The sequence below is a fragment of the Spelaeicoccus albus genome, assembly GCF_013409065.1.
GTDB classification, from domain to species: Bacteria; Actinomycetota; Actinomycetes; order Actinomycetales; family Brevibacteriaceae; genus Spelaeicoccus; species Spelaeicoccus albus.
This window is the reverse complement of the sequence record NZ_JACBZP010000001.1, coordinates 3206340-3229305: the sequence shown is the minus strand read 5'-3', so window position 1 is coordinate 3229305 and position 22966 is coordinate 3206340. Positions and strand designations below refer to the sequence as shown.

Annotated in this window: 24 protein-coding genes; 14 read left to right on the top strand and 10 right to left on the bottom strand. The window is 65.1% G+C overall.

From position 1 onward, the window contains the following. Positions 1-68: 68 nt before the first annotated feature. A complete protein-coding gene (locus BJY26_RS15010; RefSeq protein WP_179429010.1) occupies positions 69-671 on the top strand; it encodes a DedA family protein in 603 nt (200 codons plus the stop codon). 63 nt (positions 672-734) lie between these two features. On the opposite strand, the gene BJY26_RS15005 is transcribed toward BJY26_RS15010, so the two are convergent. Both BJY26_RS15005 and BJY26_RS15000 read right to left on the bottom strand, forming a co-directional pair. Next, positions 735-1082 carry a carboxymuconolactone decarboxylase family protein gene (locus tag BJY26_RS15005; RefSeq protein WP_179429009.1) on the bottom strand — a complete coding sequence of 116 codons (348 nt, stop codon included), beginning with the start codon at positions 1080-1082 and terminating at the stop codon, positions 735-737. 44 nt (positions 1083-1126) lie between these two features. After that, positions 1127-1579, bottom strand: coding sequence for a carboxymuconolactone decarboxylase family protein (locus BJY26_RS15000; RefSeq protein WP_179429008.1), 453 nt, complete (start codon positions 1577-1579; stop codon positions 1127-1129). Between the two features lie 77 nt (positions 1580-1656). Between BJY26_RS15000 and BJY26_RS14995 the strand changes: the two genes are divergently transcribed. From BJY26_RS14995 to holA, 4 genes are all read left to right on the top strand, one after another. Next, positions 1657-2013, top strand: coding sequence for a cupin domain-containing protein (locus BJY26_RS14995; protein WP_179429007.1), 357 nt, complete (start codon positions 1657-1659; stop codon positions 2011-2013). Positions 2014-2084: 71 nt separating this feature from the next. Continuing rightward, the gene (locus tag BJY26_RS14990; protein WP_179429006.1) at positions 2085-2927 is read left to right on the top strand and encodes an ATP-binding cassette domain-containing protein; all 843 of its coding nucleotides are present in this window, start codon (positions 2085-2087) and stop codon (positions 2925-2927) included. A gap of 26 nt (positions 2928-2953) precedes the next feature. Further along, on the top strand, positions 2954-5002 hold the full coding sequence (locus BJY26_RS14985; protein ID WP_179429005.1) for a YhgE/Pip domain-containing protein: 2049 nt from the start codon (positions 2954-2956) through the stop codon (positions 5000-5002). 42 nt (positions 5003-5044) lie between these two features. Further along, complete coding sequence (holA, locus tag BJY26_RS14980) at positions 5045-6046, top strand: DNA polymerase III subunit delta (protein WP_237248782.1); 1002 nt, start codon at positions 5045-5047, stop codon at positions 6044-6046. Between the two features lie 11 nt (positions 6047-6057). Here holA and BJY26_RS14975 read toward each other — a convergent pair whose 3' ends face one another. The 4 genes from BJY26_RS14975 to BJY26_RS14960 all read right to left on the bottom strand — a co-directional run bounded on the left by BJY26_RS14975 (position 6058) and on the right by BJY26_RS14960 (position 8367). Next, positions 6058-6492: a hypothetical protein gene (locus tag BJY26_RS14975; RefSeq protein ID WP_179429004.1), complete on the bottom strand. Its 435-nt coding sequence runs from the start codon at positions 6490-6492 to the stop codon at positions 6058-6060. Between the two features lie 88 nt (positions 6493-6580). Continuing rightward, positions 6581-6841, bottom strand: coding sequence for a 30S ribosomal protein S20 (gene rpsT / locus BJY26_RS14970; protein ID WP_179429003.1), 261 nt, complete (start codon positions 6839-6841; stop codon positions 6581-6583). 68 nt (positions 6842-6909) lie between these two features. Then, positions 6910-7542, bottom strand: a complete 633-nt coding sequence (locus BJY26_RS14965; protein ID WP_237248783.1) for a type II toxin-antitoxin system PemK/MazF family toxin — start codon at positions 7540-7542, stop codon at positions 6910-6912. Between the two features lie 6 nt (positions 7543-7548). After that, positions 7549-8367 carry an endonuclease/exonuclease/phosphatase family protein gene (locus BJY26_RS14960; RefSeq protein ID WP_179429002.1) on the bottom strand — a complete coding sequence of 273 codons (819 nt, stop codon included), beginning with the start codon at positions 8365-8367 and terminating at the stop codon, positions 7549-7551. 173 nt (positions 8368-8540) lie between these two features. Between BJY26_RS14960 and lepA the strand changes: the two genes are divergently transcribed. After that, a complete protein-coding gene (gene lepA / locus BJY26_RS14955) occupies positions 8541-10373 on the top strand; it encodes a translation elongation factor 4 (protein ID WP_179430000.1) in 1833 nt (610 codons plus the stop codon). 244 nt (positions 10374-10617) lie between these two features. On the opposite strand, the gene BJY26_RS14950 is transcribed toward lepA, so the two are convergent. Then, entirely contained in the window at positions 10618-12054 is a 1437-nt protein-coding gene (locus BJY26_RS14950; protein ID WP_179429001.1) for a carboxylesterase/lipase family protein, read from the bottom strand. Positions 12055-12121: 67 nt separating this feature from the next. On the opposite strand from BJY26_RS14950, the gene hemW reads away from it, so the two are divergent. Continuing rightward, positions 12122-13348 carry a radical SAM family heme chaperone HemW gene (gene hemW, locus BJY26_RS14945; RefSeq protein ID WP_179429000.1) on the top strand — a complete coding sequence of 409 codons (1227 nt, stop codon included), beginning with the start codon at positions 12122-12124 and terminating at the stop codon, positions 13346-13348. A gap of 3 nt (positions 13349-13351) precedes the next feature. Here the strand turns inward: hemW and BJY26_RS14940 are convergent, their stop codons facing one another. Next, positions 13352-13834 carry a DUF4870 domain-containing protein gene (locus BJY26_RS14940; RefSeq protein ID WP_179428999.1) on the bottom strand — a complete coding sequence of 161 codons (483 nt, stop codon included), beginning with the start codon at positions 13832-13834 and terminating at the stop codon, positions 13352-13354. 89 nt (positions 13835-13923) lie between these two features. After that, positions 13924-14847 carry a DUF3097 domain-containing protein gene (locus BJY26_RS14935; RefSeq protein ID WP_179428998.1) on the bottom strand — a complete coding sequence of 308 codons (924 nt, stop codon included), beginning with the start codon at positions 14845-14847 and terminating at the stop codon, positions 13924-13926. Between the two features lie 170 nt (positions 14848-15017). On the opposite strand from BJY26_RS14935, the gene hrcA reads away from it, so the two are divergent. The 3 genes from hrcA to BJY26_RS14920 are packed head-to-tail and all read left to right on the top strand — an operon-like array spanning position 15018 to position 17937. Next, a complete protein-coding gene (gene hrcA, locus BJY26_RS14930; RefSeq protein WP_179428997.1) occupies positions 15018-16028 on the top strand; it encodes a heat-inducible transcriptional repressor HrcA in 1011 nt (336 codons plus the stop codon). A 32-nt stretch (positions 16029-16060) separates the two neighbouring features. Then, a complete protein-coding gene (gene dnaJ, locus BJY26_RS14925) occupies positions 16061-17179 on the top strand; it encodes a molecular chaperone DnaJ (RefSeq protein WP_179428996.1) in 1119 nt (372 codons plus the stop codon). Next, positions 17176-17937 (top strand): 16S rRNA (uracil(1498)-N(3))-methyltransferase, encoded by a 762-nt coding sequence (locus BJY26_RS14920; RefSeq protein WP_179428995.1) that lies wholly within the window; start codon positions 17176-17178, stop codon positions 17935-17937. The genes dnaJ and BJY26_RS14920 overlap by 4 nt, the downstream gene beginning before the upstream one ends. On the opposite strand, the gene BJY26_RS14915 is transcribed toward BJY26_RS14920, so the two are convergent. Then, the gene (locus BJY26_RS14915; protein WP_179428994.1) at positions 17934-18953 is read right to left on the bottom strand and encodes a GerMN domain-containing protein; all 1020 of its coding nucleotides are present in this window, start codon (positions 18951-18953) and stop codon (positions 17934-17936) included. The genes BJY26_RS14920 and BJY26_RS14915 overlap by 4 nt on opposite strands. A gap of 261 nt (positions 18954-19214) precedes the next feature. On the opposite strand from BJY26_RS14915, the gene BJY26_RS14910 reads away from it, so the two are divergent. The 4 genes from BJY26_RS14910 to era are packed head-to-tail and all read left to right on the top strand — an operon-like array spanning position 19215 to position 22919. Beyond that, positions 19215-20243: a PhoH family protein gene (locus BJY26_RS14910; protein ID WP_179428993.1), complete on the top strand. Its 1029-nt coding sequence runs from the start codon at positions 19215-19217 to the stop codon at positions 20241-20243. Next, positions 20240-20707: an rRNA maturation RNase YbeY gene (gene ybeY / locus BJY26_RS14905; protein WP_179428992.1), complete on the top strand. Its 468-nt coding sequence runs from the start codon at positions 20240-20242 to the stop codon at positions 20705-20707. Before BJY26_RS14910 ends, ybeY begins: the two co-directional genes overlap by 4 nt. Beyond that, the gene (locus BJY26_RS14900; RefSeq protein ID WP_237248787.1) at positions 20704-22014 is read left to right on the top strand and encodes a hemolysin family protein; all 1311 of its coding nucleotides are present in this window, start codon (positions 20704-20706) and stop codon (positions 22012-22014) included. The genes ybeY and BJY26_RS14900 overlap by 4 nt, the downstream gene beginning before the upstream one ends. Then, on the top strand, positions 22011-22919 hold the full coding sequence (gene era, locus BJY26_RS14895) for a GTPase Era (protein WP_179428991.1): 909 nt from the start codon (positions 22011-22013) through the stop codon (positions 22917-22919). Before BJY26_RS14900 ends, era begins: the two co-directional genes overlap by 4 nt. The last annotated feature ends 47 nt before the right edge of the window (positions 22920-22966 follow it).

The window sequence follows — 22966 nt, the reverse complement described above, 5'->3', positions numbered from 1 at the left end:
GTTGTCCCCACCGATGGCGGAGGTTGTCCGGGCAGACGCCGTCGCGCACGAACAATAACGTCGAGAGTATGAACGAATTGGTGGCGGCGGCCGCGTCGTCAATCTGGCTCTATCCGTTGATCACGGTGCTGTGTCTGATCGACGGCGTCTTCCCACCGGTACCCAGTGAGATCCTCGTTGTCGCGGCCGCGTCATTGGCGGCGACGGTCGGCCACCCGAACCTCCCCGTCGTGATGATCTGCGCGGCGGTCGGTGCGGCTGCCGGCGATCTGGCCGCCTATGCGATCGGCCGATTCAGCGGGCTGCAGCGACTTCGACGCTGGTCGAAGATCGAGGCGCTGCTGGACCGGACCGCCGACGGTCTCGAACACCGCACCGTATCGGCCCTGCTCACGGCGCGGTTCATCCCGGTCGGGCGTATCGTGGCGAACTTCGGGGCCGGCGCGCTCGGGCTGACGCTGCGCCGATTCGTGCCGATCGTCGCCTTTTCGGCGGCGTGCTGGGCCGTGTACACGACAGTCATCGGAATTTCCGTCGGCCCGTGGCTTTCGGACAAACCACTTCTCGGCATAGCCGTTGCCGTCGGGCTCGCGCTCGTGGTCGGTGCCGTCATCGATAAACTCACCCGATATCTCGGCAATCGCCGTCGACGAGCGGTGTCCCTGCGGTAGTTCCGCGTCGGTGTCCGCACGCGGAACGGCGGGCCGGGTCGGAGCGGCGGGCGGGGAAGCCGGTCAGTGCGAGTGGTTGCTGCTCTCATGGCCGAGCGCGCCCAGCGCCAGCGCTGCGTGGGCGTAGGCTCCGCCGGCTCGCATTTCGGCGGCGACCCAGATGGCCTCCATCACTTCGTTGTCGGTAGCGCCCTTGCGCGAGGCCAACTTGGTGTGCCCGTCAATGCAATACGGGCACTGGGTCACATGCGCAACCGCAACGGCGATGAGCTGTTTGGTCTTTTCGTCAAGTGCGCCGTCGGCAAAGACCTGCTTGCTGAATTCGGTGAATGCGTCGTGCGTCTTCGGCGCCAATTCCTTGCGGCGAGCGGACATCTCGGCGGTGGCTTTGGGATACAGATTGTCTGACACGGATAGTTCTCCTGACGATTCGATGGTGAGCCCGGACGCCGGGTTCAGGCGTCCGGCAGGCTCTGTCGGGTTGCGATGGCCAACCGGTTCCACACGTTGATTGCCGAAATCGCCATCAAAGCAGTGACGAGCTCTTGATCGTCGAATGTGCTCGACGCCGTCCGCCATACGTCGTCCGGCACGCCGTCCTGACCGATCAGCGTGACCGATTCGGTCAGCGCCAGGGCAGCCCGTTCGCGTTCGGTGTAAAGGTCCGGTGCTTCCCGCCACCCGGCGAGTACGTCGAGCTTGCGCTGATCGATGCCGGCCGAGCGCGCTTCCCGCGCGTGCATGTCAAGGCAGAACGCGCATCCATTGATCTGCGATGCGCGGATCTTGACGATTCCGAGGAGCCCCTCATCAAGCACGCCGGAATGGATATACTTCTCCATCTGGTACATCGGCTTGTAGGCGGCTTCGTCCACCTGTTGAACGGACAGTCGTTCGTCGTGGCTCATCTTTGACCTTCTTCCTGGAAGAGATTATAAATGAACAATATCAGTTTTATTCTCTGCTGCAGCCGAAAGGTCCTCCGATGAGCGCGGAAGCCGCCCCCGAACCGTCCACGATCACTATCCTCGGACGGTCGGCCACCTCGTTCGACGAGCAGTATCCGATTCGGCCGGGCCGGGTGGCGCCCACCAATGTGTTCAAGGCCGAGGGAGTGCGCGTTATCCATCTGACCTTTGCCGTCGGCCAATCGCTGAAGGAGCATCGCACTCCGATGCCCGCGATGCTGCACGTGATCTCCGGCCGCGTCCTCTTCGACGCCGACGGGCATCGGGATGAATTGCTTCCCGGTGCCGTCGTCTACATGTCCGGCGGCGCACCGCACGCCGTGACTGCCCTTGCCGAGTCGCGGCTGCTCGTCGTCTTGCAAACCGCCGAGTGACGTAATGGCCCGGAGCCGGGCGGCTGCCCGATTTCCGCCATGCGCGCCGCCGGTTGTGCCACAGTGTACGCATGGCAGAGGAACATGCGAGCGCATCCGCCGGCCCCGAGGCGCCGAAGGCCCCCGAGGAGCCCGTCGAGGAGAGCGCATCCGATAAGGAATCCGCACCCGAGCCGGCCATCGATGCGTACCGGCTCAGCGTTTCATCGGGCGGCTCGAGCGTGTTCCACGACATCTCCGTGCAAGTTCCGGCCGGGGGAATTCTCGTGATCAAGGGCCCGGCAGGCTCCGGCAAAACGTCTCTGGCGCTGACCCTGTCGGGGCGGATGAAACCCACCGCCGGAACCGCCCGCGTTCTCGGTGTGCCGATCACCGACAAGCCGTCGAAGGTGCGGGCTCTCACCTCGCTTGGCGAATCGCCCGGCGTCAACGACCTCGACAGCGACTTGACGGTCGAGCAGCACGTGGCCGAACGTCTCATCCTGCTGCGACCCTGGTACAAGCCGTTTGCGTCTCGCACGGCAGTGCGAGACGTCCTGATCCGCGCGCGCAACATCGTCACCGACGCCATCGCCGACGCATGGCCGACGACCGATGACGATCCCGACCCCGGGACGGCGTTCGTCCGTCGTCTCGGCCAAAAGAGCTTCATCGGAGACCTGACACAGTTGCAGAAATTCGCCGTGAGCACCGCGCTGGCGGTCATGGGGTCTGCCCCCGTCGTCGTCATCGACAACATTGACAGTCTCGGCGAATCGGCCGACCGTTACCTCGCCTGGTCGGCGTTGGCAACGTTCGTGCGCCGGGCCGACAGGGAAATCACCCTGATCGTCACGTGCCAGGACGACCGCGAACTCACCGCCTATCTGGACAGTGCCCCGGACGCGGGGACCGTCGTCCGCGTCAATCTGTAGTCCCCGACACAACGAAAGAGTCGTCGATGTTCTCCCTTTCATGGCTCGAGCTCTCCCGGTTCAAGCGCACGTCGCTGACGAAAGCCGCAGTGGCGGCAATCCTGATCGTGCCGACGATCTACGGCGGCCTGTACCTGTCGGCCAACTGGAAGCCGACGGAGCATCTGGGCCGGCTGCACGCCGCGGTCGTCAACGAGGATCGCGGTGCGGTGCAGCCGCAATCGTCCGAGCGGCTCACCGCCGGCGACGACCTTGTCGATTCGGTGACCGCAAAGGGCGCGGCCGGCTTCGACTGGACTGCGACCTCGGCCGAGAAGGCAAAAGCGGGGCTCAAGGATGGATCCTATTACGCAGTGCTCACGATACCGCCGGGTTTTTCGTCATCGCTCGTGAGCACCGGCGGGAAAGATCCGCACCGCGCAAAACTGTCCTTCACGACCAACGACTCGAACAATTTCGTCGTCGGGCAGCTCTCGTCCACGGTGCTATCGGGCATCCGAACGAGTCTGGACCATACGACCACCGCCAACTATCTGAGCAAAATGTACGTCGGTTTCAACGACATCCACGCACAGACGTCGAAGGCAGCATCCGGCGCGCACCGGCTGAATTCGGGATCGTCCGACTTGCGCGACGCCACTGGCAGTCTCGTCACGGGCCTGACGAAGCTCGACACGGCGTCCGGAAAACTCGCGGACGGCGCCGACGACGTCAATGACGGCGCGCGCAGTGCGGCTTCGAACAGTGCGACATTGGCCGATGGCGCCGGCCAAGTGGCCGAAGGAACCTCCCGGCTGGCCGCCGGCGCCGATTCGGCAACCTCGCGCGTGGAGCAAGTGCGCGCCAAGGCCGCGACGCTTGCCGATTCCGCCCGGACCACTGCACGTCAGGCAAAAAGCGACTTTGACAAGACCGGCACGACGATCCGTCAATCCAGCCGATCGGAAATTTCCGCCCTGCAAAAGAAATATCCGCACGATCCGGATATCGTCCGGCTCGCCAAGACGTTGAATACCGCCGAGTCGCGGCTCGACGACGCCTCCGCGCGTGCTGCGCAGCACGAAAGCCGCGCGGCACGCATCGATCAGCAGCTTCGCGAGAGGGCGAACTCGGCTGTCGCCACCGCCAGGACTGTCGATCGGAAGGTCAATTCCCTCAATGACGGCGCGCGGAAGGTGTCGTCCGGCGCCGCGCGCCTGCACACCGGATTGACGACGCTGTCAACGGGCGCGGCGCGGCTGGCAGGCGGAGCGAACCAACTGCACGCCGGCGTCGGGAAATCCGTACGAGGGGCCCGAAAGATCGATAACGGTTCCGACAAACTGTACTCCGGGATCGTCGACCTGTCGGCCGGTCTGGACAAAGGCGTCAAGCAGATCCCGACCTATTCCAAATCCGACAGGGCAACCCGCAGCGACGTGGCGGCATCGCCGGTGAACGCGACGCAAACGACGCTGAACGCCGTCGACCACTACGGGGAGGGGCTTGCGCCGTTCTTCGTGCCGCTTGCGCTCTGGATCGGCGGCATGGTCACGTTCATGCTCTTGAAAGCCGTGCCGGTGCGGGCGCTGGCGTCGACTGTCCGATCGTGGCGGATTATGCTGGCCGGTTGGCTTCCGGGTGCGGCACTGGGGGTAGTGCAGGCGTTGGTGCTCTTTGGGGTGTTGTTCCTTTTCGTCGGCTTGTCGGCGCCCAGCATTCCGGCGGTTCTCGGGTTCGGAGTATTGGTGGCGGTGTGCTTTGCGGCAGTCCATCAGGCCCTCGTTGCCCTCTTCGGGGCCATCGGCCGGCTACTCGGCCTCATCCTGCTCGTCTTGCAATTGACGTCGGCGGGCGGCACCTATCCGGTCGCGACGTCGCCGGGATTCTTCCAGGCCATTTCGCCGTTCATGCCGATGACCTACGCGGTGCGCGGCTTGCGTATTCTCACGGCGGGTGGAGACGGCGCGATCGTGGGCGGCTGCGTGCTCGTGCTCGTCGTCACCACCTGCCTCGCCCTGCTCGCTACCATCGCGGCAAGCCATCGAGGACGGATGTGGACCGTCGGCAAACTGCACCCGAGCCTGTCACTGTGAGGCGGCGGTGCGGATGTCGGCCCGGCATGGCACAGTATAAGGGTGAGCCCCAACAAGAAGGCCGCCAAGGCCAACCTCGTCCCGTGGCACCGGGCCGCCCCGGCGCCGGTCGTGCTGGTGACCGGCAGCGAATCGGTACTTGCCGACAGGGCGGTGAGTTCGATCCAGGATCAGGCCAGGGAAGCCGACCCCGCGATCGAACTGACGAATCTGGAGGCCTCCAGCTACGAGTCGGGACAGCTTGCCACTCTCACCTCGCCGTCCTTGTTCGGCGAGACCAAACTGTTGATCGTGGACGGCGTCGAGGCCACCAACGATGCATTCCTCACCGATGCCGTGAACTATCTGGAAGATATTCAAAGCGACGTCACGCTTGTCCTGCGGCACGGCGGGGGAGTGCGCGGCAAAAAACTTCTGGACGCCGTCAAGGCCAGTGGGGCGCCCGTCATCGAAGCCCAGCCGCTGAAGAAGGAATCCGAGCGCAGCGACTTCGCTGCCGGCGAGTTCCGGCGCGCGGGCCGCACGATCCGTCCCGCGGCTCTCCGTGCGCTCCTCGACGCGGTCGGCGCCGATCTGGGCGAGTTGGCCGCCGGATGCCGTCAATTGATCGAAGACACCAGCGGGACCATCGATGCCCGTCAGGTCGAGCTGTATTACGGCGGCAGAGTCGAGGCGACCGGATTCAAAGTAGCCGACGCGGCAGTCGCCGGCCGGACGGCTCAGGCGCTCAGCCTTGTCCGCCATGCCGTGGCGACGGGCGTCGATCCCGTTCCGCTGGTAGCCGCCATGGCCATGAAACTCCGCGGAATGGCCAAGGTGTCGGCGCTGGGCAGGGGCACCTCGCCCGGCCAGCTGGGCATGGCACCGTGGCAAGTGGACCGCGCCCGACGTGAAGTAGCCCGGTGGACGCCGGACGGCCTGGCGGATGCAATCGGCGCGGTGGCCGAAGCCGACCGAGCCGTCAAAGGGGCCGGCCGCGACCCCGTGTACGCATTGGAGAAGATGCTCACCACCGTGGCGGCGGCCGCACGCCGTCCGCGGTGACTATCCCGTCGTCAGTCGAACGTTTCCGGATGCGGGGTCACCTGAAATTCCAGGCTGTTCCAGGAATCGAGCGCCCACGATTTGTCCGCGGCCACGTCGGAGACGAAAGTGATCCGCACCAGTTGTCCGCGCCGGGCCGTCGAGCAATAAAGGGAATACTGGGTCGCTGAACCGTCCATGGCCTCCTCGGCGCACCAATGCCCGAGTCGCGCCTCATCGTCGTCGCCGCCGCCGATGCGCTCGAGCACTTCGACGCCGTCCGGCGCGGCGCCTGCCTGCGAGAGCACCTCGAAGGGGGCCAGCGATGCCGGCGGCACCAGGACGGAGACCAGCACGGTACGCATCGGGGGCCCGGCCGACACCATTTTCAAGTCGCCGTCGACGACGCGAGATTCGAAGGACTCGTCGAGGTCGATGCTCCAATGCGGAGTGAGGACGCGGCGCATGCGATTCCTTCCGGTCGTGCGCGAAATCTATGCCGGCAAACGCAAACGGCGCCGCCGAAGCGACGCCGTTTGGAAAGTCGGAAAGTCTTTAGAGCGCGTTGGCGCGCTTGGCGATCGACGACTTGCGGTTGGCGGCGTTGTTCTTGTGCAGGACGCCCTTGCTGACGGCCTTGTCGAGCTTGCGCCCGGCAACGCGCTGAGCTTCCGCAGCAGCATCCTTATCGCCGGCGACAGCTGCCTCACGGAATGCACGAATCGCGGTCTTCACTTCGGTCTTGACGGCGCGGTTGCGCTGACGGGCCTTTTCGTTTGTGCCGATTCGCTTGATCTGTGACTTGATGTTTGCCAACTTGAACTCTTTCGTAAAATTTTTGATTCAAAGGTCATGAGGGTGCCGACGGATCATACTATCAGCAACTACAGCGGATCCGAGAATCGAGCGTGCTGCATGGCCCGCACCACCGCATCGAACCTCCGCCGCGGCATGACCGCTCCTTCGCGCCGCACCGCGGACTCCTGCATGCGTATGACGCGGTCTAAACGGATCTCCGAGTTGCGCCCGCGTGAATCCCACGGGCCCGAGCCGATATCGAACCAATAGTCGCCATGATCGGCGCGCAGTCCGTTGTGCGAGGGGTCGATGTGGTCGCGACTCGTCAGCATCAGCACGAGCAACCACCGTCCATCGTGTCCGACGACGAGCACCGGCCGGTCCTTGCCGCGAGAGTAATCGTCTTCGAACGGGACCCAGCCCCACACGATTTCACCCGGATCCGGCTTGCCGTCCGGGTCGGGCGCGTAACGCGGGCTGACCCGTGCCGTGAAATCGCCCGGATAATCGCTGATGACTTCGCCCGTGACGATCGGCCCTTTCGATCGGCTCCGATCGGCCCGAGGCTTGCGTCGCAGATCCTCCGGGATCGGGATCGACGGTCCGCCGCGCTGCTGTGAGGCCCGGTCCAACCGGTCCAAGGCCACTCGGGCGACGCTCCGCACGCCGCTGCGTACAGCGCGCCCGGCCATCCGACGGGCGTAATCACCGATTCCCATGGTCTCCTAGTCTAACGGGCCGTCTCGCCCCCGGCCGGGCAACCCGACGACGGCCTGGAGCGGGAAATGGTCGGAGGGATAGTCGCCGTCGACCTGGAAAGTGTTGACCCCGGCCGCTGCGACCGAAACGTCCGTCGTCGTGAGCAGCCAATCGATGTGCGGGCCGCCCGGAACCGGGCCGCGGTAGCCGTGAAATGTGCCGACGTCGCTGCCGACGATGCGGCGCGCGCGCGGCCAGGCATCGACAAGCGGCGACGGGTGTCCGGTGAGAAGCGCGTATTCGTCGGACCCGGCATCCGCGTTGAAGTCGCCGGTCATGATCACGGGACAATCCTCGGCATCCGCACGGCGTCGCAACAGCATGGCGGATTGTCGCCGGGCCTCTGCCGAGCGATGGTCGAAATGCGTGTTCACGAACGTGAACCGGCCGGCGTCCGGCGTCTCGAACGTCACCCGCGTGGCCATTCGCGGCAGGCTGCTGTGCCAGTCCTTCGACCCCGGTACGTCAGGGGTGCGCGACAACCAGAAGTTGTCCGCGCCCGAAGCCGTCAGCCGGGTCGAGTCGAAGATGACCGCCGCGAACTCGCCGTCGTTTCCGCCCAGCCGGCCGTCACCCGTCCATTGGTAGCGGGCCGGCAAGCGCGCAAGCAACGACCCCAATTGATCGAAAAGGCCCTCCTGCGTGCCGATCACTGTCGGCGATTCGCGCGCAATGAGTTCGGCCATCACGGGCAACCGCCGATTCCACGGGTGGCCGTCGCGCGCTGCCGCATAACGCAGATTGAATGACATCACGGACAGCTCGCCGGCGGCCGGCGCGGGCATGAACGAATTGTCGGTCCGTTCCGTCGAAGACCCGATGGCCCTCACCTCCATATTGACGTCGTGTTTTCGCGGGGCGACCGCCGTCATGGGATGATGGAGTCTCCCGACCAACGAACGAGGTACTTCTCACTGTGTCTTCACAGCGTGCCGACGCGCACCAGTCCGCGTCGCCCATCCGTCCGTCGGCGACTTCGGCCGATTTGATCCGCAACTTCTCCATCATCGCGCATATCGACCACGGCAAGTCGACGCTGGCCGATCGGATGCTGCAGCGGACCGGAGTCGTCGAATCCCGCGGCATGCGCGCACAGTACCTGGACCGGATGGATATCGAACGCGAACGCGGTATCACCATCAAATCGCAGGCGGTCCGGATGCCGTGGCAGGTCGACGGCCAGCCGTACGCGCTCAACATGATCGACACGCCCGGGCACGTCGACTTCACCTACGAGGTCTCCCGCTCCCTTGCCGCGTGCGAGGGCACGTTGCTGCTCGTCGATGCGGCACAGGGCATCGAAGCGCAGACGCTGGCGAACCTGTATTTGGCGATGGAACACGATCTGACGATCATCCCGGTGCTCAACAAGATCGATCTGCCCGCGGCTCAACCGGAGAAGTATGCCGATGAGCTTGCCCACTTGATCGGGTGCGAACCCGAGGAATGTCTGCTGGTGTCCGGCAAGACCGGTGAAGGCGTCGAGGCGGTGCTCGACCGCATCGTCAGCGACATTCCGGCGCCTCACGGCGACCCGGACGCGCCGGCACGCGCCATGATCTTCGACTCCGTGTACGACACGTACCGCGGCGTCGTCACGTACGTCCGCGTCGTCGACGGCAAGCTGACTCCACGCGAAAAGATCGTCATGATGTCGACGCGCGCCACGCACGAGTTATTGGAAATCGGCGTCAGCTCGCCCGAACCCGAACCCTCGAAAGGGCTTGGCGTCGGCGAAGTCGGCTACCTGATCACCGGTGTGAAGGATGTGCGTCAGTCAAAGGTCGGCGACACCGTGACGTCCGCTGCGGCGCCGGCGTCCGATGCACTGAGCGGGTACCAAGATCCGAAGCCGATGGTGTTCTCGGGAATCTACCCCGTCGACGGCTCGGAGTACCCGGCGTTGCGTGATGCCTTCGACAAGCTCAAACTCAACGACGCCGCACTGGTATACGAGCCGGAGACCTCCGCCGCGCTGGGGTTCGGCTTCCGCGTCGGGTTCCTGGGCCTGCTGCACCTCGAGATCATCCGGGAACGACTCGAGCGCGAATTCAATTTGAATCTGATTGCCACGGCGCCCAACGTGATCTACGACGTCACCATGGAAGACGGCTCCGAACTCGTGGTGACGAACCCGAGTGAATACCCGATCGGCAAGATCGCCGACGTGCGCGAGCCGATAGTCCGGGCCACGGTGCTGACTCCGAGCGAATTCGTCGGCGCCGTCATGGAACTGTGCCAAACGCGGCGCGGCACGATGATCGGCATGGACTACCTGTCCGAGGACCGGGTCGAACTGCGGTACACGCTGCCCTTGGCCGAGATCGTGTTCGACTTCTTCGACATTCTCAAGTCGAAGACCCGCGGCTACGCATCGCTCGAATACGAACCGTCCGGTGATCAAAGCGCCGACCTCGTCAAGGTCGATATTTTGTTGCAGGGCGAGCAAGTGGACGCATTCTCCGCGATCGTGCACAAGGACAAGTCGTATGCGTACGGCGTGATGATGGCGGGCAAATTGCGGGAGCTGATCCCGCGTCAGCAATTCGAAGTGCCGATCCAAGCCGCCATCGGTTCGCGTATCATCGCCCGCGAGACGATCCGCGCCATCCGCAAGGACGTGCTGAGCAAATGTTACGGCGGCGACATCAGCCGCAAGCGCAAACTGCTCGAAAAGCAAAAGGAAGGCAAGAAGCGGATGAAGATGGTCGGACGGGTCGAAGTGCCCCAAGAGGCCTTCATCGCCGCCTTGTCCTCCGACGACGGCGGCGGCAAGGGCGACAAGAAGTAGGACGCCGGGCGACTATCGCGGCAATGCCGGCAGGGGTGAGCCCTCGCTCCGGCGTGCCGCAGTCCGATTGCCGCATTCCGAGTGCCGCATTCCGAGTGCCGCATTCCGAGTCCCGAGTGGTGGCGAATGGCTGCAAAATCGCCGATTTTGCAGCCATTCGCCACCACTCGGCGGGCCGGGGGAGCCATTCGCCACCACTCGGCGGGCCGGGGGAGCCAAAACGGCGTGAATCCGGGACGTCGGGTCAGCGCCAGTCGCCGTAGGCCTCGAAGTCTGCGGCACGCGGGCCGTCGGTCACGTCGGAGACCGGTGAATCGAAGACCATCGTGGGCTGATCGGCACTCCACGGCGCCCAGCCCGGATCGGCGGAATTGATGAAGTCCACCCATGCACCGTGCATGGCCCGATGCAAATCGTCCGGCGCATCGGCGCCGACCAGCGAGGACGCCGCCCGGTGGGTGCCGAACACGAACGGCAACTCGAGCGCGTGGCAGGCACCCAGCTCGCCGGCCGGCCAATTGAACTGGTACATGAACGTGGCGGCCGATCTGTTCTTCCGCCGTGCCCGGGCAAGTCGCATGGTCGGTAGCCACAGCAGCCGGTCCGATGCGATCCGGCCCAAAATCTCACCCGGCGAATTGTCGGGCCGGTCCCGGTAGCGATGCAGGACGGCATCCGGCACGCCCAGCTGCTCGGCGGAGCGGGCCAACGCGGCCTCCGAGACGGTGCCGGTCCGGCCGCCGGGCACCGTCCACAGCCGGTATTCGTCCCGATTCGTCCCGAGCAGCAACGGCACGGCGCCGCCGGCGCCCTTGGCCAGCAGCCGGTCGGGGCCCTCCGGCAGCGAGTGGCCGTCGACGACGAAGGTGAACGCCGGTCCGCCGGTCAACGGCGAGCCGTCGGCCAAGAGTTCTTCCTGTGCGTCGTCCAGAGTCGGCAGGTCGATCTCGGACAGCGCGGCGGCCGTGCGCGGCACTCCAAGGATCCCGGCAAGTCGCTCGGTGACGGCTGCGGCGTGATCGGACGATGCTGCGGCAGTCGGCCCGCTCTGCATCACCGCGCGATGGAACAACCCCGCACCGAGCGGCGTGGCCATCAATGCGGCGACGCTATAGGCTCCCGCCGACTCGCCGGCAATCGTGACCCGGTCGTGGTCGCCGCCGAACGCACCGATATTGACCTGCACCCATTGCAAAGCAGCGAGCTGGTCGAGAAGACCGCGGTTGGCCGGCGCATCGGGCAGCTGGCCGAAACCGTCGACGCCGAGTCGGTAATTGACGGACACGAACACGATTCCGGACGCTGCAAAGGCGGTTCCGTCGTAAATCGGCACGGCGTTCGACCCGTGCACGAGCGAGCCGCCGTGAAACCACACCAGCACCGGAAGCGACCCCGGCTCGGCGTCGGCAGGGGCCCAGACGTTGACGTTGAGCGTATCGTCGCCGGCAATCACGGGGTCCGGCAAGATGGCGCCGAGGGCCCCCGAATACGGACGTCTCGTGCAGGTCGCGCCAAACCGCGTTGCATCGCGGACTCCCACCCAGCCGGCATGCCCGACCGGGGCGGCGAACCTGCGCCGTCCAGTGGGTGCCGCGGCGTACGGGATTCCCCGGAACGACACGATTCCGTTGTCGCGCAGGCCCGCCACCCGGCCGCGATGAGTTGATACTTCGGTCTTCATACGCGGACCGTTATCGATGCCGTTACCGACGTGTCACGCATAGTTCCAGCATGACACGATTGAACACATGTCACCCAGCCTGCCCGACGGTTTGCCGGTTCCGGACGACGGCGCTCTGCCGCCGGGTGCGGCGGAGGGCGCGTCGTCCCGGCCGCTGAGCTTGTACGTGCACATTCCGTTTTGCTCAGTTCGGTGCGGATACTGCGATTTCAACACCTACACGGCCGCCGAGCTCGGCGGCGGCGCCAGTCAAAATGAATACGCCGACACGGCTGCCGGCGAAATCGTCTTCGCCGACGGCGTCCTGACCGCCGCCGGAATCCCGCGTCGCAGTCTCGATACCGTGTTCTTCGGCGGCGGCACCCCGACGCTGCTGCCGACTGCGGATCTGGCCCGGCTGCTCGGCGTCGCGCGCCGGCGATTCGGGCTTGCTCCGGAGGCCGAGATCACTACCGAGGCGAACCCCGATTCGGTGACTGCCGAGTCGCTGCGCGAACTGGCGGACGCCGGGTTCACCCGAGTCTCGTTCGGCATGCAATCGGCGGTCCGGCACGTGCTGAAGACGCTCGACCGCACGCACGACCCGGATCGGATCCCGCACGTCGTACGGTGGGCGCGCGAGGCCGGCCTCAACGTCAGCCTCGACTTGATCTATGGCACTCCGGGGGAGTCGGTCGACGATTGGCAGCGGAGCATTGATGCGGCGTTGGCTTGCGGGCCCGACCATATTTCGGCCTATTCGCTGATCGTCGAAGAAGGCACGAAACTCGGCCGCGACGTCCGTCGGGGCGTCGTACCGGCGCCGGACGAGGACGATCTGGCGGTCAAATATGAGCTGGCCGACGCCGCGTTCCGGTTGGACGGCCTGCAGTGGTACGAGGTGAGCAATTGGGCTCGCGAACCCGGCCAAGAGTGTCGGCACAATCTCAATTATTGGCTGGGAGCCGACTGGTGGGGGATCGGCCCGGGCGCTCACAGCCACGTCGGCGGCGTGCGCTGGTGGAACGTCAAACACCCCCGGCCGTATGCGGCCCGGCTGGCTGCCGGGACCAGTCCGGCAGCCGGGCGTGAGATCCTCGATGCATCGACTCGGCGGATGGAAAAGATCATGCTCGAGATACGGCTGAATTCGGGGCTGGACGTCGAGGCCGTGTCGGAAGGGCGGCGGGCCGCAGTACCGTCGCTCGTCGAGGACGGCTTGATCGACGCCGGCGCCGCCGCGACCGGCCGGATCGTCCTGACCGACCGCGGCAGACTATTGGCCGATGCCGTCGTGCGTACGCTCGTCGATTAATGGCTAGCTGATCATCCGGATAGTGATCGGATACCGGTATGCCTCGCCGCGATTCGACGCGACCGCTCCCAGGATGCAATACACGATGTTCGCGATCCAGACGAGCGGCCACAGAATTGCGCCGATGAAGACGAACGTGAGAAGTGCGGAAATGATCGTTCCGATCAATACCGTGAGTTGGAAATTCAAAGCTTCCTTGGTATTTCCGGTGATGAACTGCGACCGCTCCTTGTACACAAGCCAAATGATGAGCGGTGCGATCCAGCCCAGGATGATGCCGCCGGCGTGTGCCAGCGTCGCCCAAGTGCGTTCGTCGTCCGCAGTCACGGGCGCCGGGAGGTAGCCGGGCGGAGGCGGCTGGTATCCCGGCGGCGGAGCCTGCCGATATTCGGGCGGCGGGCCTTGCTGATTGCCGGGCTGCTCGGGAGTGCCGGGCTGCTGCGGCTGCTGCTGATTGCCGGGCTCCGGTGGATTCTGATCAGACATGGTGCGCGCTCCTATCAACGCTGCACTGCATCGGGCGGCAGTGGGATCTTCGGCTGTGCCGGGTCCGCAGGGACTGGCTGTGTGCCAGCTTAGTCGACAGTGACGAAATCGATGAGTTCCTCGACACGGCCCGACAACGTGGCCTCGACATCGGCGTACGTTTTCACGCAGCCCAGAATGCGCTGCCAGCCGGCCCGAACGTCGGACGGCGTGCGATGCGGCCAGCCCAGCCGCGCCAGCGTACCTTCCTTCCACGGCTCGCCCTTGGGAACGTCCGGCCACGCGTCGATCCCCACGACTGCAGGTTTCACGGCTGCCCAGATGTCCACGTACGGGTGTCCGAGGACCAACAACGCGCCGGGATGCCGGTCGGCCAGGCCGTCGACAAGGCGGGTCTCCTTGGTGCCGGCGATCAGGTGATCGGCAAGGACGCCGATCTTCCTGCCGGCGGTCGGCTTGAACTCGGCGAGTTTCTCCGGCAGCACGTCCAAGCCGCCGAGAGGCTCGACCACAATTCCCTCGATCCGAAGATCGTCGCCCCAGACCTTCTCGATGAGCTCTGCATCGTGGCGGCCCTCGACCCACAAGCGCGATCCGCGTGCGACCCGCGCGCGGGCGCCCTCCACCGCGATCGAGCCGGACGCCGTCCGCTTTGCTCCCGCGGGCGAGGTGCCCGCCGCGGACGCGCCGACGCTCGATACACCGGGATTTCGCGTACCGCGGCCGCCGCGCGCGGCAGGTACCAGGACGACCGGTCGGCCGTCGATCAGGAACCCCGGCCCGAGCTCGAAGCTCTTCAGCTTGCCGCGGCGGTCTTCGAGGGCGACGACGTGTACCCCGCCCATCTTCTCCACCCGAACGACGGCGCCGACCCACCCGGTCTGCGGGTCCTCGACAACCAGACCGGGCGTAGCGGGTACCTGCTCGGATGGTTTCCTCCGATGGGAGGCCGGCGATGAGGCGGCAAGCACGTCCGAACCGTAACGATCCGACGGAGAGTAGTAGGAAGTCACCCCTCAACGCTATCTGTTTGCCGAGCGCGAACGTCGGTTACGCGCCGCGAGTCGCCGTCGGAGAGTAGACTGGCACTCTACGGTATTGAGTGCCAGCGGGACCATCGCGCGAGAATTGATTGCCGAGGCCGCCGCAGGTACCGAGGCGGCGACGCGAGAGGGGGACGGAAATGTCGGATCGACGCCTGGAAGTACTACGGGCAATCGTCGAGGACTACGTGGCCACTCGCGAACCGGTCGGATCGAAGGCTCTTGTCGAACGGCACCGGCTCGGCGTGTCGTCGGCGACAATCCGCAATGACATGTCGGCTCTTGAAGACGAGGGGCTGATTGCTCAGCCGCACACGTCCGCCGGTCGCGTGCCCACCGATCTGGGGTACCGCACGTTCGTCGACCGAATCTCGGGCCTCAAGCCGTTGTCGCAAGCCGAACGCAATGCCATCACGATGCTGTTGGACGGTCCGATGGACCTCGACGACACCCTGGAGAGGACAGTGCGGCTGCTGGCGCAACTGACCCGGCAGGTCGCCGTCGTCCAATACCCCCAGCTGAGCGCCTCACGCATTCGGCACATTGAACTGGTGTCCCTTGCCGCGGACCGCTCGCTCGTCGTCCTGATCACCGACAACGGCCGTGTCGAGCAGTCGGTCGTCGTCACGGAGGGGCTCGGCGAGAACGATCTGGCCGACTTGCGGGCGCGGCTGAACACGGCACTTGTCAATGTGCGCATCACCGATGTCTCGGATATGCTCGATTCGCTGCGCGTCGGGCTCCCGGAAGTGGAACTGCCGGCTTTCGAGGCGGTTCTCCGCGTGGTCGGCGACTTGGCCGAGGCCAACCGGGAAGACCGGATCGTGATGGCCGGCACCGCGAATTTGGCGCGGGCCGGAACCGATTTCGGCGAATCGATCGGCCCGCTTCTCGAAGCAATCGAGGAGCAGGTCGTCTTATTGAAGCTTTTGTCGACGATGGGCGAGGATTCCCACGAGGTGACGGTACGGATCGGGCACGAGAATTCGCACTCGTCATTGGCGGGAGCCTCGCTGGTCGCGACCGGCTATGCCAGTGGCGGTGACGTGTCGGCGACGCTCGGCGTGCTCGGCCCGACCCGGATGGACTATCCGACGACCATGGCCGCAGTACGTGCCGTCGCCCGGTACGTGTCGCGCATTCTCAACTAAACGATGTCTCAACACAGGAAGCGACTTACTTCGTGAGTGATCACTACGATGTACTCGGGGTGCCCCGGGATGCCTCGAGCGAGGAAATCAAAAAGGCGTACCGCAAGCTTGCGCGCAAGCTTCACCCGGACGTCAATCCGGGACAGGAGGACGAGTTCAAGGCGGTTTCGCACGCGTACGAAGTGTTGTCCGATCCGGAAAAGCGCCGCAACTACGATATGCACGGCGACTCGAACGGCGCCGGCGCATACGCAGGCAATCCGTTCGGCGGCGGATTCGGGGACATCTTCGACAGCTTCTTCCAAGGCACCAGCGCTCGCGCCCAAGGACCGGCGTCGCGCACGCAACGCGGTCAAGACGCCCTGATTCGGCTTGCGATCGACTTGTCGACCGCCGTTTTCGGCGGCACCGAGCAGATTGAGATCGACACGGCAATTCTGTGCAAGACGTGTAAGGGCAGCTGCACCCGACCCGGCACGAGCCCGAAGACTTGTGACATCTGCCACGGAACCGGACAAATTCAACGTGTCGCGCGCACCCTCCTCGGGCAGATGATGACCACGTCGCCGTGCAATGTGTGCCATGGCTTCGGCACGACCCTCCCGGACCCCTGCCAGGACTGCCAGGGCGAAGGACGCGTGCGGCACCGCCGTACCCTGACCATCAAGGTGCCCACGGGTGTCGATTCCGGTACCCGCATTCAGCTGGGCGGGCAAGGCGAAGTCGGCACGGCCGGCGGGCCTCCCGGCGACATCTACGTCGAGATCGAGGTTCGCCGGCACCCCACGTTCACGCGGCGCGGCGACGATCTGCTGGCCACGCTCGAGCTGCCCATGACGGCGGCCGCCCTGGGCGTGAACGTTCCGCTGGAAACTTTGGACGGCACGAAACAAATCGACGTACCGGCAGGCACCCAGGCCGGCGACGTCATCACGTTGCGGGATCTCGGCGTCGGCAAGCTGCGTTCGTCCGGCCGCGGCGACCTGAAGGTGACGTTGCACGTCGTCACTCCGGTCAAGCTGGACGACGAGCAAGCCGAGCTGTTGCGCAAGCTCGCGTCGCTGCGTAGCGAAACGGCTCCCGAAGCGAAGCTTGCCTCCGAAGGCCACAGCGTGTTCTCCAAACTGCGCGACCGGTTCGCCGGGCGGTGACGGCGCCGCTGTTCTTTTCGCCGGGGCTCGACCCCGGCACGTGCCGAGGCGCCACTGTGACTCTGGACGGCGCGGAAGCCCACCATGCCGTGCGGGTGATGCGGCTGAAGGTCGGTGAAGAGCTCAGCGTCTCCGACGGGCACGGGTTCGTCGCCTACGGCCGGGTCGCCTCGATCGACGGGGAACGGCTGGTCATGGTCGTCGACGACACGCGGTACGAGCCGCCTCCGGCCACACGGCTCGTGCTCGTACAGGCTCTGGCCAAGGGCGATCGCGACCTCCAGGCGATTGAAGCGGCCACCGAGATCGGCGTCGATGAGGTCGTGCCGTGGTCCGCCGAGCGAAGCGTCGTCGTCTGGCGGGAGGGGAGGGCCGACAAGGCTCTGCGCAAATGGCGTTCGACGCTTCTGACATCGAGTAAGCAAAGCAGACGCGCCCGGCAGCCGAGCCTCGGTGAACCGGTGACGAGCAGGCAGCTTGCCGCATCGATCGGCGCCGATCCGGACACCGTGGCCATCGTGCTGCACGAGGACGCCGCGGACTCGCTCGCCTCAATTGCCCGATCCGTCGACGCGGGGAAAGCCATCATGCTCATTGTCGGCCCGGAGGGCGGCATTGCCGAGCGCGAGCTGGACATGCTGACCGCGGCCGGGGCGCGCGCGGCGCGGATAGGCCCGCACGTGTTGCGCTCGTCGACCGCCGGCCCGGTTGCGCTCAGCGTCGTCCAAACCGCGCGCGGAGCCTGGGATCGGGCTTAGTCGGACGGCGTCCCGGGTCGGAAGTCTCGGGGATCCGTGCCAATGCCCCCGCCGTGCGAGTGTCGCTGTGCCGGAGTCTTCTTGGCCGACTTCTTCCCGTGCTTCCGTGACGGTTTGTCGATGGTGAAAGTCTTCTTGTCGACGTACCTGACATTTGCCATCTTTGTCGAATTCGGAGTCTTTTCCGAGTCAGTCTCGAACGCCGACGCCGTGTAAATGCCATTGGGCAATTCAATGACGAAACTGAAACTCGTCGGATTGGACGGATCGGTCGACACCGGGATGGGCTCGCGGCGCACGATCTTGCCTGCAGCGTTCTTCACCTGCCACATGAGGGTCCCGTCGGCCGATGCGCCGTTGCCGTTGATTGTCACGGCGCCCGTGGTGAAAATCTGCCCCTCGCCCGGGTCGATCAACCAGACCGGCGAGCGGGCGTCGGCGTCGCGCGAGATGGCCCTGCCGAGTTTGACGTCGCCCCACGCCGAGTAATTGGGTTTGCCGTCGACAAGGATGGTGACGGCCACGATGCCGTCGGCGAGCTTGGCTTGAGCAGCGGCGGCCGTGGCCGTGTACACGAGCTGCTGAATCGATTGCTTGGCCTGCAACTTCGTCGGGTGCGAATTGAACGCATCCGACGAGATGTCGACGGTTATCGTGTTGTCCTGCAAACTCGACGTCACCGACCTGGCCGGCCGCCAGAAATTCTGGTACGAATCGTCGAGCGGGTGCAGTTTCGTCATCGCGGACACCGCGGTGGCCACCGGGTCGTCCAAGCTCGGTGCGTTGCGGAACTCCCGGTACAGCTTGTCGTTGTTCTTGTCCGAGCCGAGAAAATACACCGGCGAATTCACGGTACCGGCGGTGGTGGGCGTCGGGGTCGGGGTCGTCGATTCCTGAGATGCGCCCCACGGCCCCGTACAGGCCACCAAGGTGGCGCCGGACAGCACTATCACGCAAATGGCACCGATCACCAAATACCAAAATCGCGCGTGCGGCGATCCTGAAACTGGCGGCATGGACGATCCCTTGTGCGTAGACGGTACTGACTTTTGCCCATGGCTATGCCATGTAGTTCAGTATCAAACCATTTGAGTTTTCCACACGGTGACCGGGTAAGTCGCCTCAAAACCGCTGTCGTGACCGGGTCTTTACCAAATCGGCATCTTCGGGGTTCGCGGCCGCCGGCGATCGGGCGCGCGTCGGCGCGCTGCCGTAGACTTATCGCAAAACGGATTCGACGTACAAGGAGATAACGGTCCGCACGCGCGGACCCCACCATGGCCTCACCGACACCCGAAAATCATCCCGCAGCCGGGACCGGCGGCATGGCCGCCGGACGGCAGCCGGACGAGCCGGCGACGACGGAACTGATCGAGATCGACACCTCCATGGTCGCGCTGTTGGGCGCGCACGACGAATCGTTGAAAGCGCTTGAACGAGCGCATCCGGACGTCGATTTCATGGTCCGCGGCAACGAGATCACCCTGACCGGGCCGGCCGTATCGGTTCGAGCCGTCAAGGACCTGATCGGCCAGCTGCGCACCGTCGTGGCGTCGGGCCAGCCGTTGACGGCCGACGCCGTCCGGCACGCCGACACCATGTTCAGCGGGCCCCGGCGGGCACGTCCGGCCGATGTGCTCACGACGAACATCCTGTCGTCGCGTGGCCGCTCCATCCGCCCCAAGACGCTCGGACAAAAGGATTACGTCGATGCGATCGATGACGACACAGTCGTATTCGGCATCGGACCGGCCGGAACGGGCAAGACCTACTTGGCGGTCGCCAAGGCCGTTCAAGCGCTCCAGCGCAAGGAGGTCAACCGGATAGTCCTGACGCGGCCGGCCGTGGAGGCCGGCGAGCGGCTCGGTTATCTGCCGGGCGGGTTGAGCGAGAAGATCGACCCGTACCTGCGGCCTTTGTACGACGCGCTGCACGACATGCTGGACGCCGACAGCGTGCCGAAGCTTTTCGAAGCAGGCACGCTGGAAGTGGCACCGCTTGCCTATATGCGCGGCCGGACGCTCAATGACGCGTTCATCATCCTGGACGAAGCACAAAACACGACTCCCGAGCAGATGAAGATGTTCTTGACGCGGCTCGGATTCAACTCGAAGATGGTGATCACCGGCGACGTGACGCAGGTCGACCTTCCCGGCCGGGCCCCCAGCGGATTGAAAGTGGTGCGCACTATTCTCCAAGATCTCGATGAAATCTCGTTCCAAGAACTGACGTCGGCCGATGTGGTCCGCCATCAGCTGGTGTCCGCGATCGTCGATGCCTACGGACGCTGGGACGCAGGCGTATGAGCATCGAAGTCAACAACGAGTCGGGCAGCGACTGCGAAGAGTTCGAAATTTCGGAGCTTGCCGGATTCGTGCTCGACGCCATGCACGTGCACCCGCAGGCCGATCTGGCCATCGTGCTGGTCGACCCCTTGCAGATGGAGAAATTGCACGTCGACTGGATGGACGAGCCGGGCCCGACGGATGTTCTGTCGTTCCCGATGGATGAACTGCGCCCCGGCACGGCCGAGACGCCGAGCGATCCGGGGCTCCTCGGCGATATCGTGTTGTGCCCCGAGGTCGCCGCCACGCAGGCGCGTGCAGCCGGTCACTCCACCATGGAGGAGATCTTGCTGCTCACCACGCACGGAATCCTGCATCTGCTCGGGTACGATCACGCCGAGCCGGACGAGGAACGCGAGATGTTCGGGTTGCAGCGCAAGTTATTGCTGACCTATCTGGCGGGTAGGGGTCGAGACGCCACGTGATCGACGTACCCACTGCGGGTTTGATCGTGGCAGCCGTGCTGCTGTTGGCGCTGGCCGGCTTGTTGACGGCTGCCGAGACGGCCATGTCGTTCCTGCCGCGCAGCGAGGCTTCCGACATCATCGCTACGCGGCGGCGGGGTAGCCGGTCGCTGGAATTGACGCTGGAGGATTTGCCCTCGCACGTGAACGTGTCCACGTTCGTCCGGATTTGTTCGGAAGCGGCTGTCGGCGTGTGCATCACCCTTGTCGTGGCCGAGTTCCTGCCGAGCTGGTGGGTGGTCGTCATCGTCGCGGTGGCGTCGGCCGCCGTCCTGTCATTCATCCTCGTCACCGTCAGCCCGCGCACGGTGGGACGCCGCCATGCCGGCACCACTGCCCGGCTCACGGCCCCGTTCCTGCACGGGATGCGGGTATTGCTGGGCCCCGTGGCGAGCCTGCTGGTGTGGTTCGGCAATGCGCTGACCCCGGCGCGCAGGTACCGGCAGGGTCCGTTCGTCACGTCCGAAGAACTGCAGGACCTCGTTGACCGCGCCGGCGATACGGACGAGCTCGAAGAAGGCGAACGCGACATGATCCAGTCGGTGTTCAAACTCGGCGACACCATGGTCAAATCCGTGATGGTGCCGCGCACCGACCTCCAATGCCTGACGCGCGACACGACGCTCACGAAGGCCATGGACCGGTTTTTGCTGACCGGCTTCTCCCGGGCACCCGTCATCGGCTCCAGCGAGGATGACATCCGCGGCGTCGTGTACTTGAAGGACGTGGCCCGGCGGATGCAGGCCGACCCGGAATCGGGCACGGGCACCACCGTCGCACAAATCGCCCGCGAGCCGGTCTTCGTGCCCGAAACCAAGCCGATCGACGATCTGCTGCGACAAATGCAGCTCGAATCGACGCACGTGGCAATCGTGATCGATGAATACGGCGGCACGGCCGGACTCGTGACGATCGAGGACATCCTCGAAGAAATCGTCGGCGAGATCGATGACGAGTACGACAGGTCCAGCGTCGAGGTCGAGGACCTTCCGGGCGGGGTCAAACGCGTATCCACCCGGTTGCCGGTCGAAGACGCCGGTGAGCTTTTCGATCTTGATCTTGAAGACGATGAGGTGACCTCGGTCGGCGGACTGCTCGCCAAGGCACTCGGACAGGTCCCGGTTCCCGGGGCTGCCGCGGAGATCCACGGCCTGCGGCTCGAAGCCGAGCCCGGGGTCGGACGTCGTCATACAATTAGCACGCTTCTCGTCTCGAAAGTGCCGGCCCGGCACGGAGACGACGAGACGAACGACAAGGAGCACGAATGACCGATACCGAATTCCGGGCCGGCTTCGCGTGCCTGGTGGGCCGCCCCAACGCCGGCAAATCGACGCTGACGAACGCGCTGGTCGGCGCAAAGGTGGCCATCACCTCGTCCAAGCCGCAAACGACCCGGCGGGCCATCCGAGGTATCGTGCACCGCGACGCCTATCAGCTCATCCTCGTCGACACTCCCGGCCTGCATCGGCCGCGCACCCTGCTCGGCCAACGGCTCAACGATTTGGTCGCCGGCACGCTGAGCGAGGTCGACGTCATCGGCCTGTGCCTGCCGGCCAACGAGAAGATCGGCCCGGGGGACCGGCATATCGCCGAGCAATTGAAAGAGATCGGCCGTACGCCGGTGGTGGCCCTCGTCACTAAAGCCGACACCGTCGACAAGGGCCGGCTGGCCGAAGCACTCGTGGCCGCAGAAGCGCTCGGCGACTGGTCCGACATCGTGCCGGTGTCGGCAGTGAGCGACTTCCAGGTGGAGACGGTTGCCGACGTGTTCGCGTCAAAGCTCCCCGCATCGCCGCCGCTTTACCCCGACGGCGACCTGACCGAGGAGCCCGAGGCCGTCATGGTGGCCGAACTGATCCGCGAAGCGGCTTTGGAGGGGGTGCGTGACGAGCTTCCGCATTCACTGGCCGTGGTGGTCGATGAGATGGTTCCGCGTGACGGACGTCCGGATTCCGCGCCGCTGCTGGACGTGCGCGTGAACGTCTTCGTCGAGCGTGATTCGCAAAAGGCAATCATCATCGGCCGCGGCGGATCCCGGTTGAAGACGATCGGCAGCACCGCCCGCCACGGCATTGAAGGGCTGTTGGGCACCAAAGTCTATTTGGACTTGCACGTCAAAGTGGCGAAAGATTGGCAACGCGATCCGAAACAATTGGGTCGCCTTGGCTTTTGAGGCAGGGTCCGGATGACGAGACCGGGCACGGAACGCAAATGAACCGT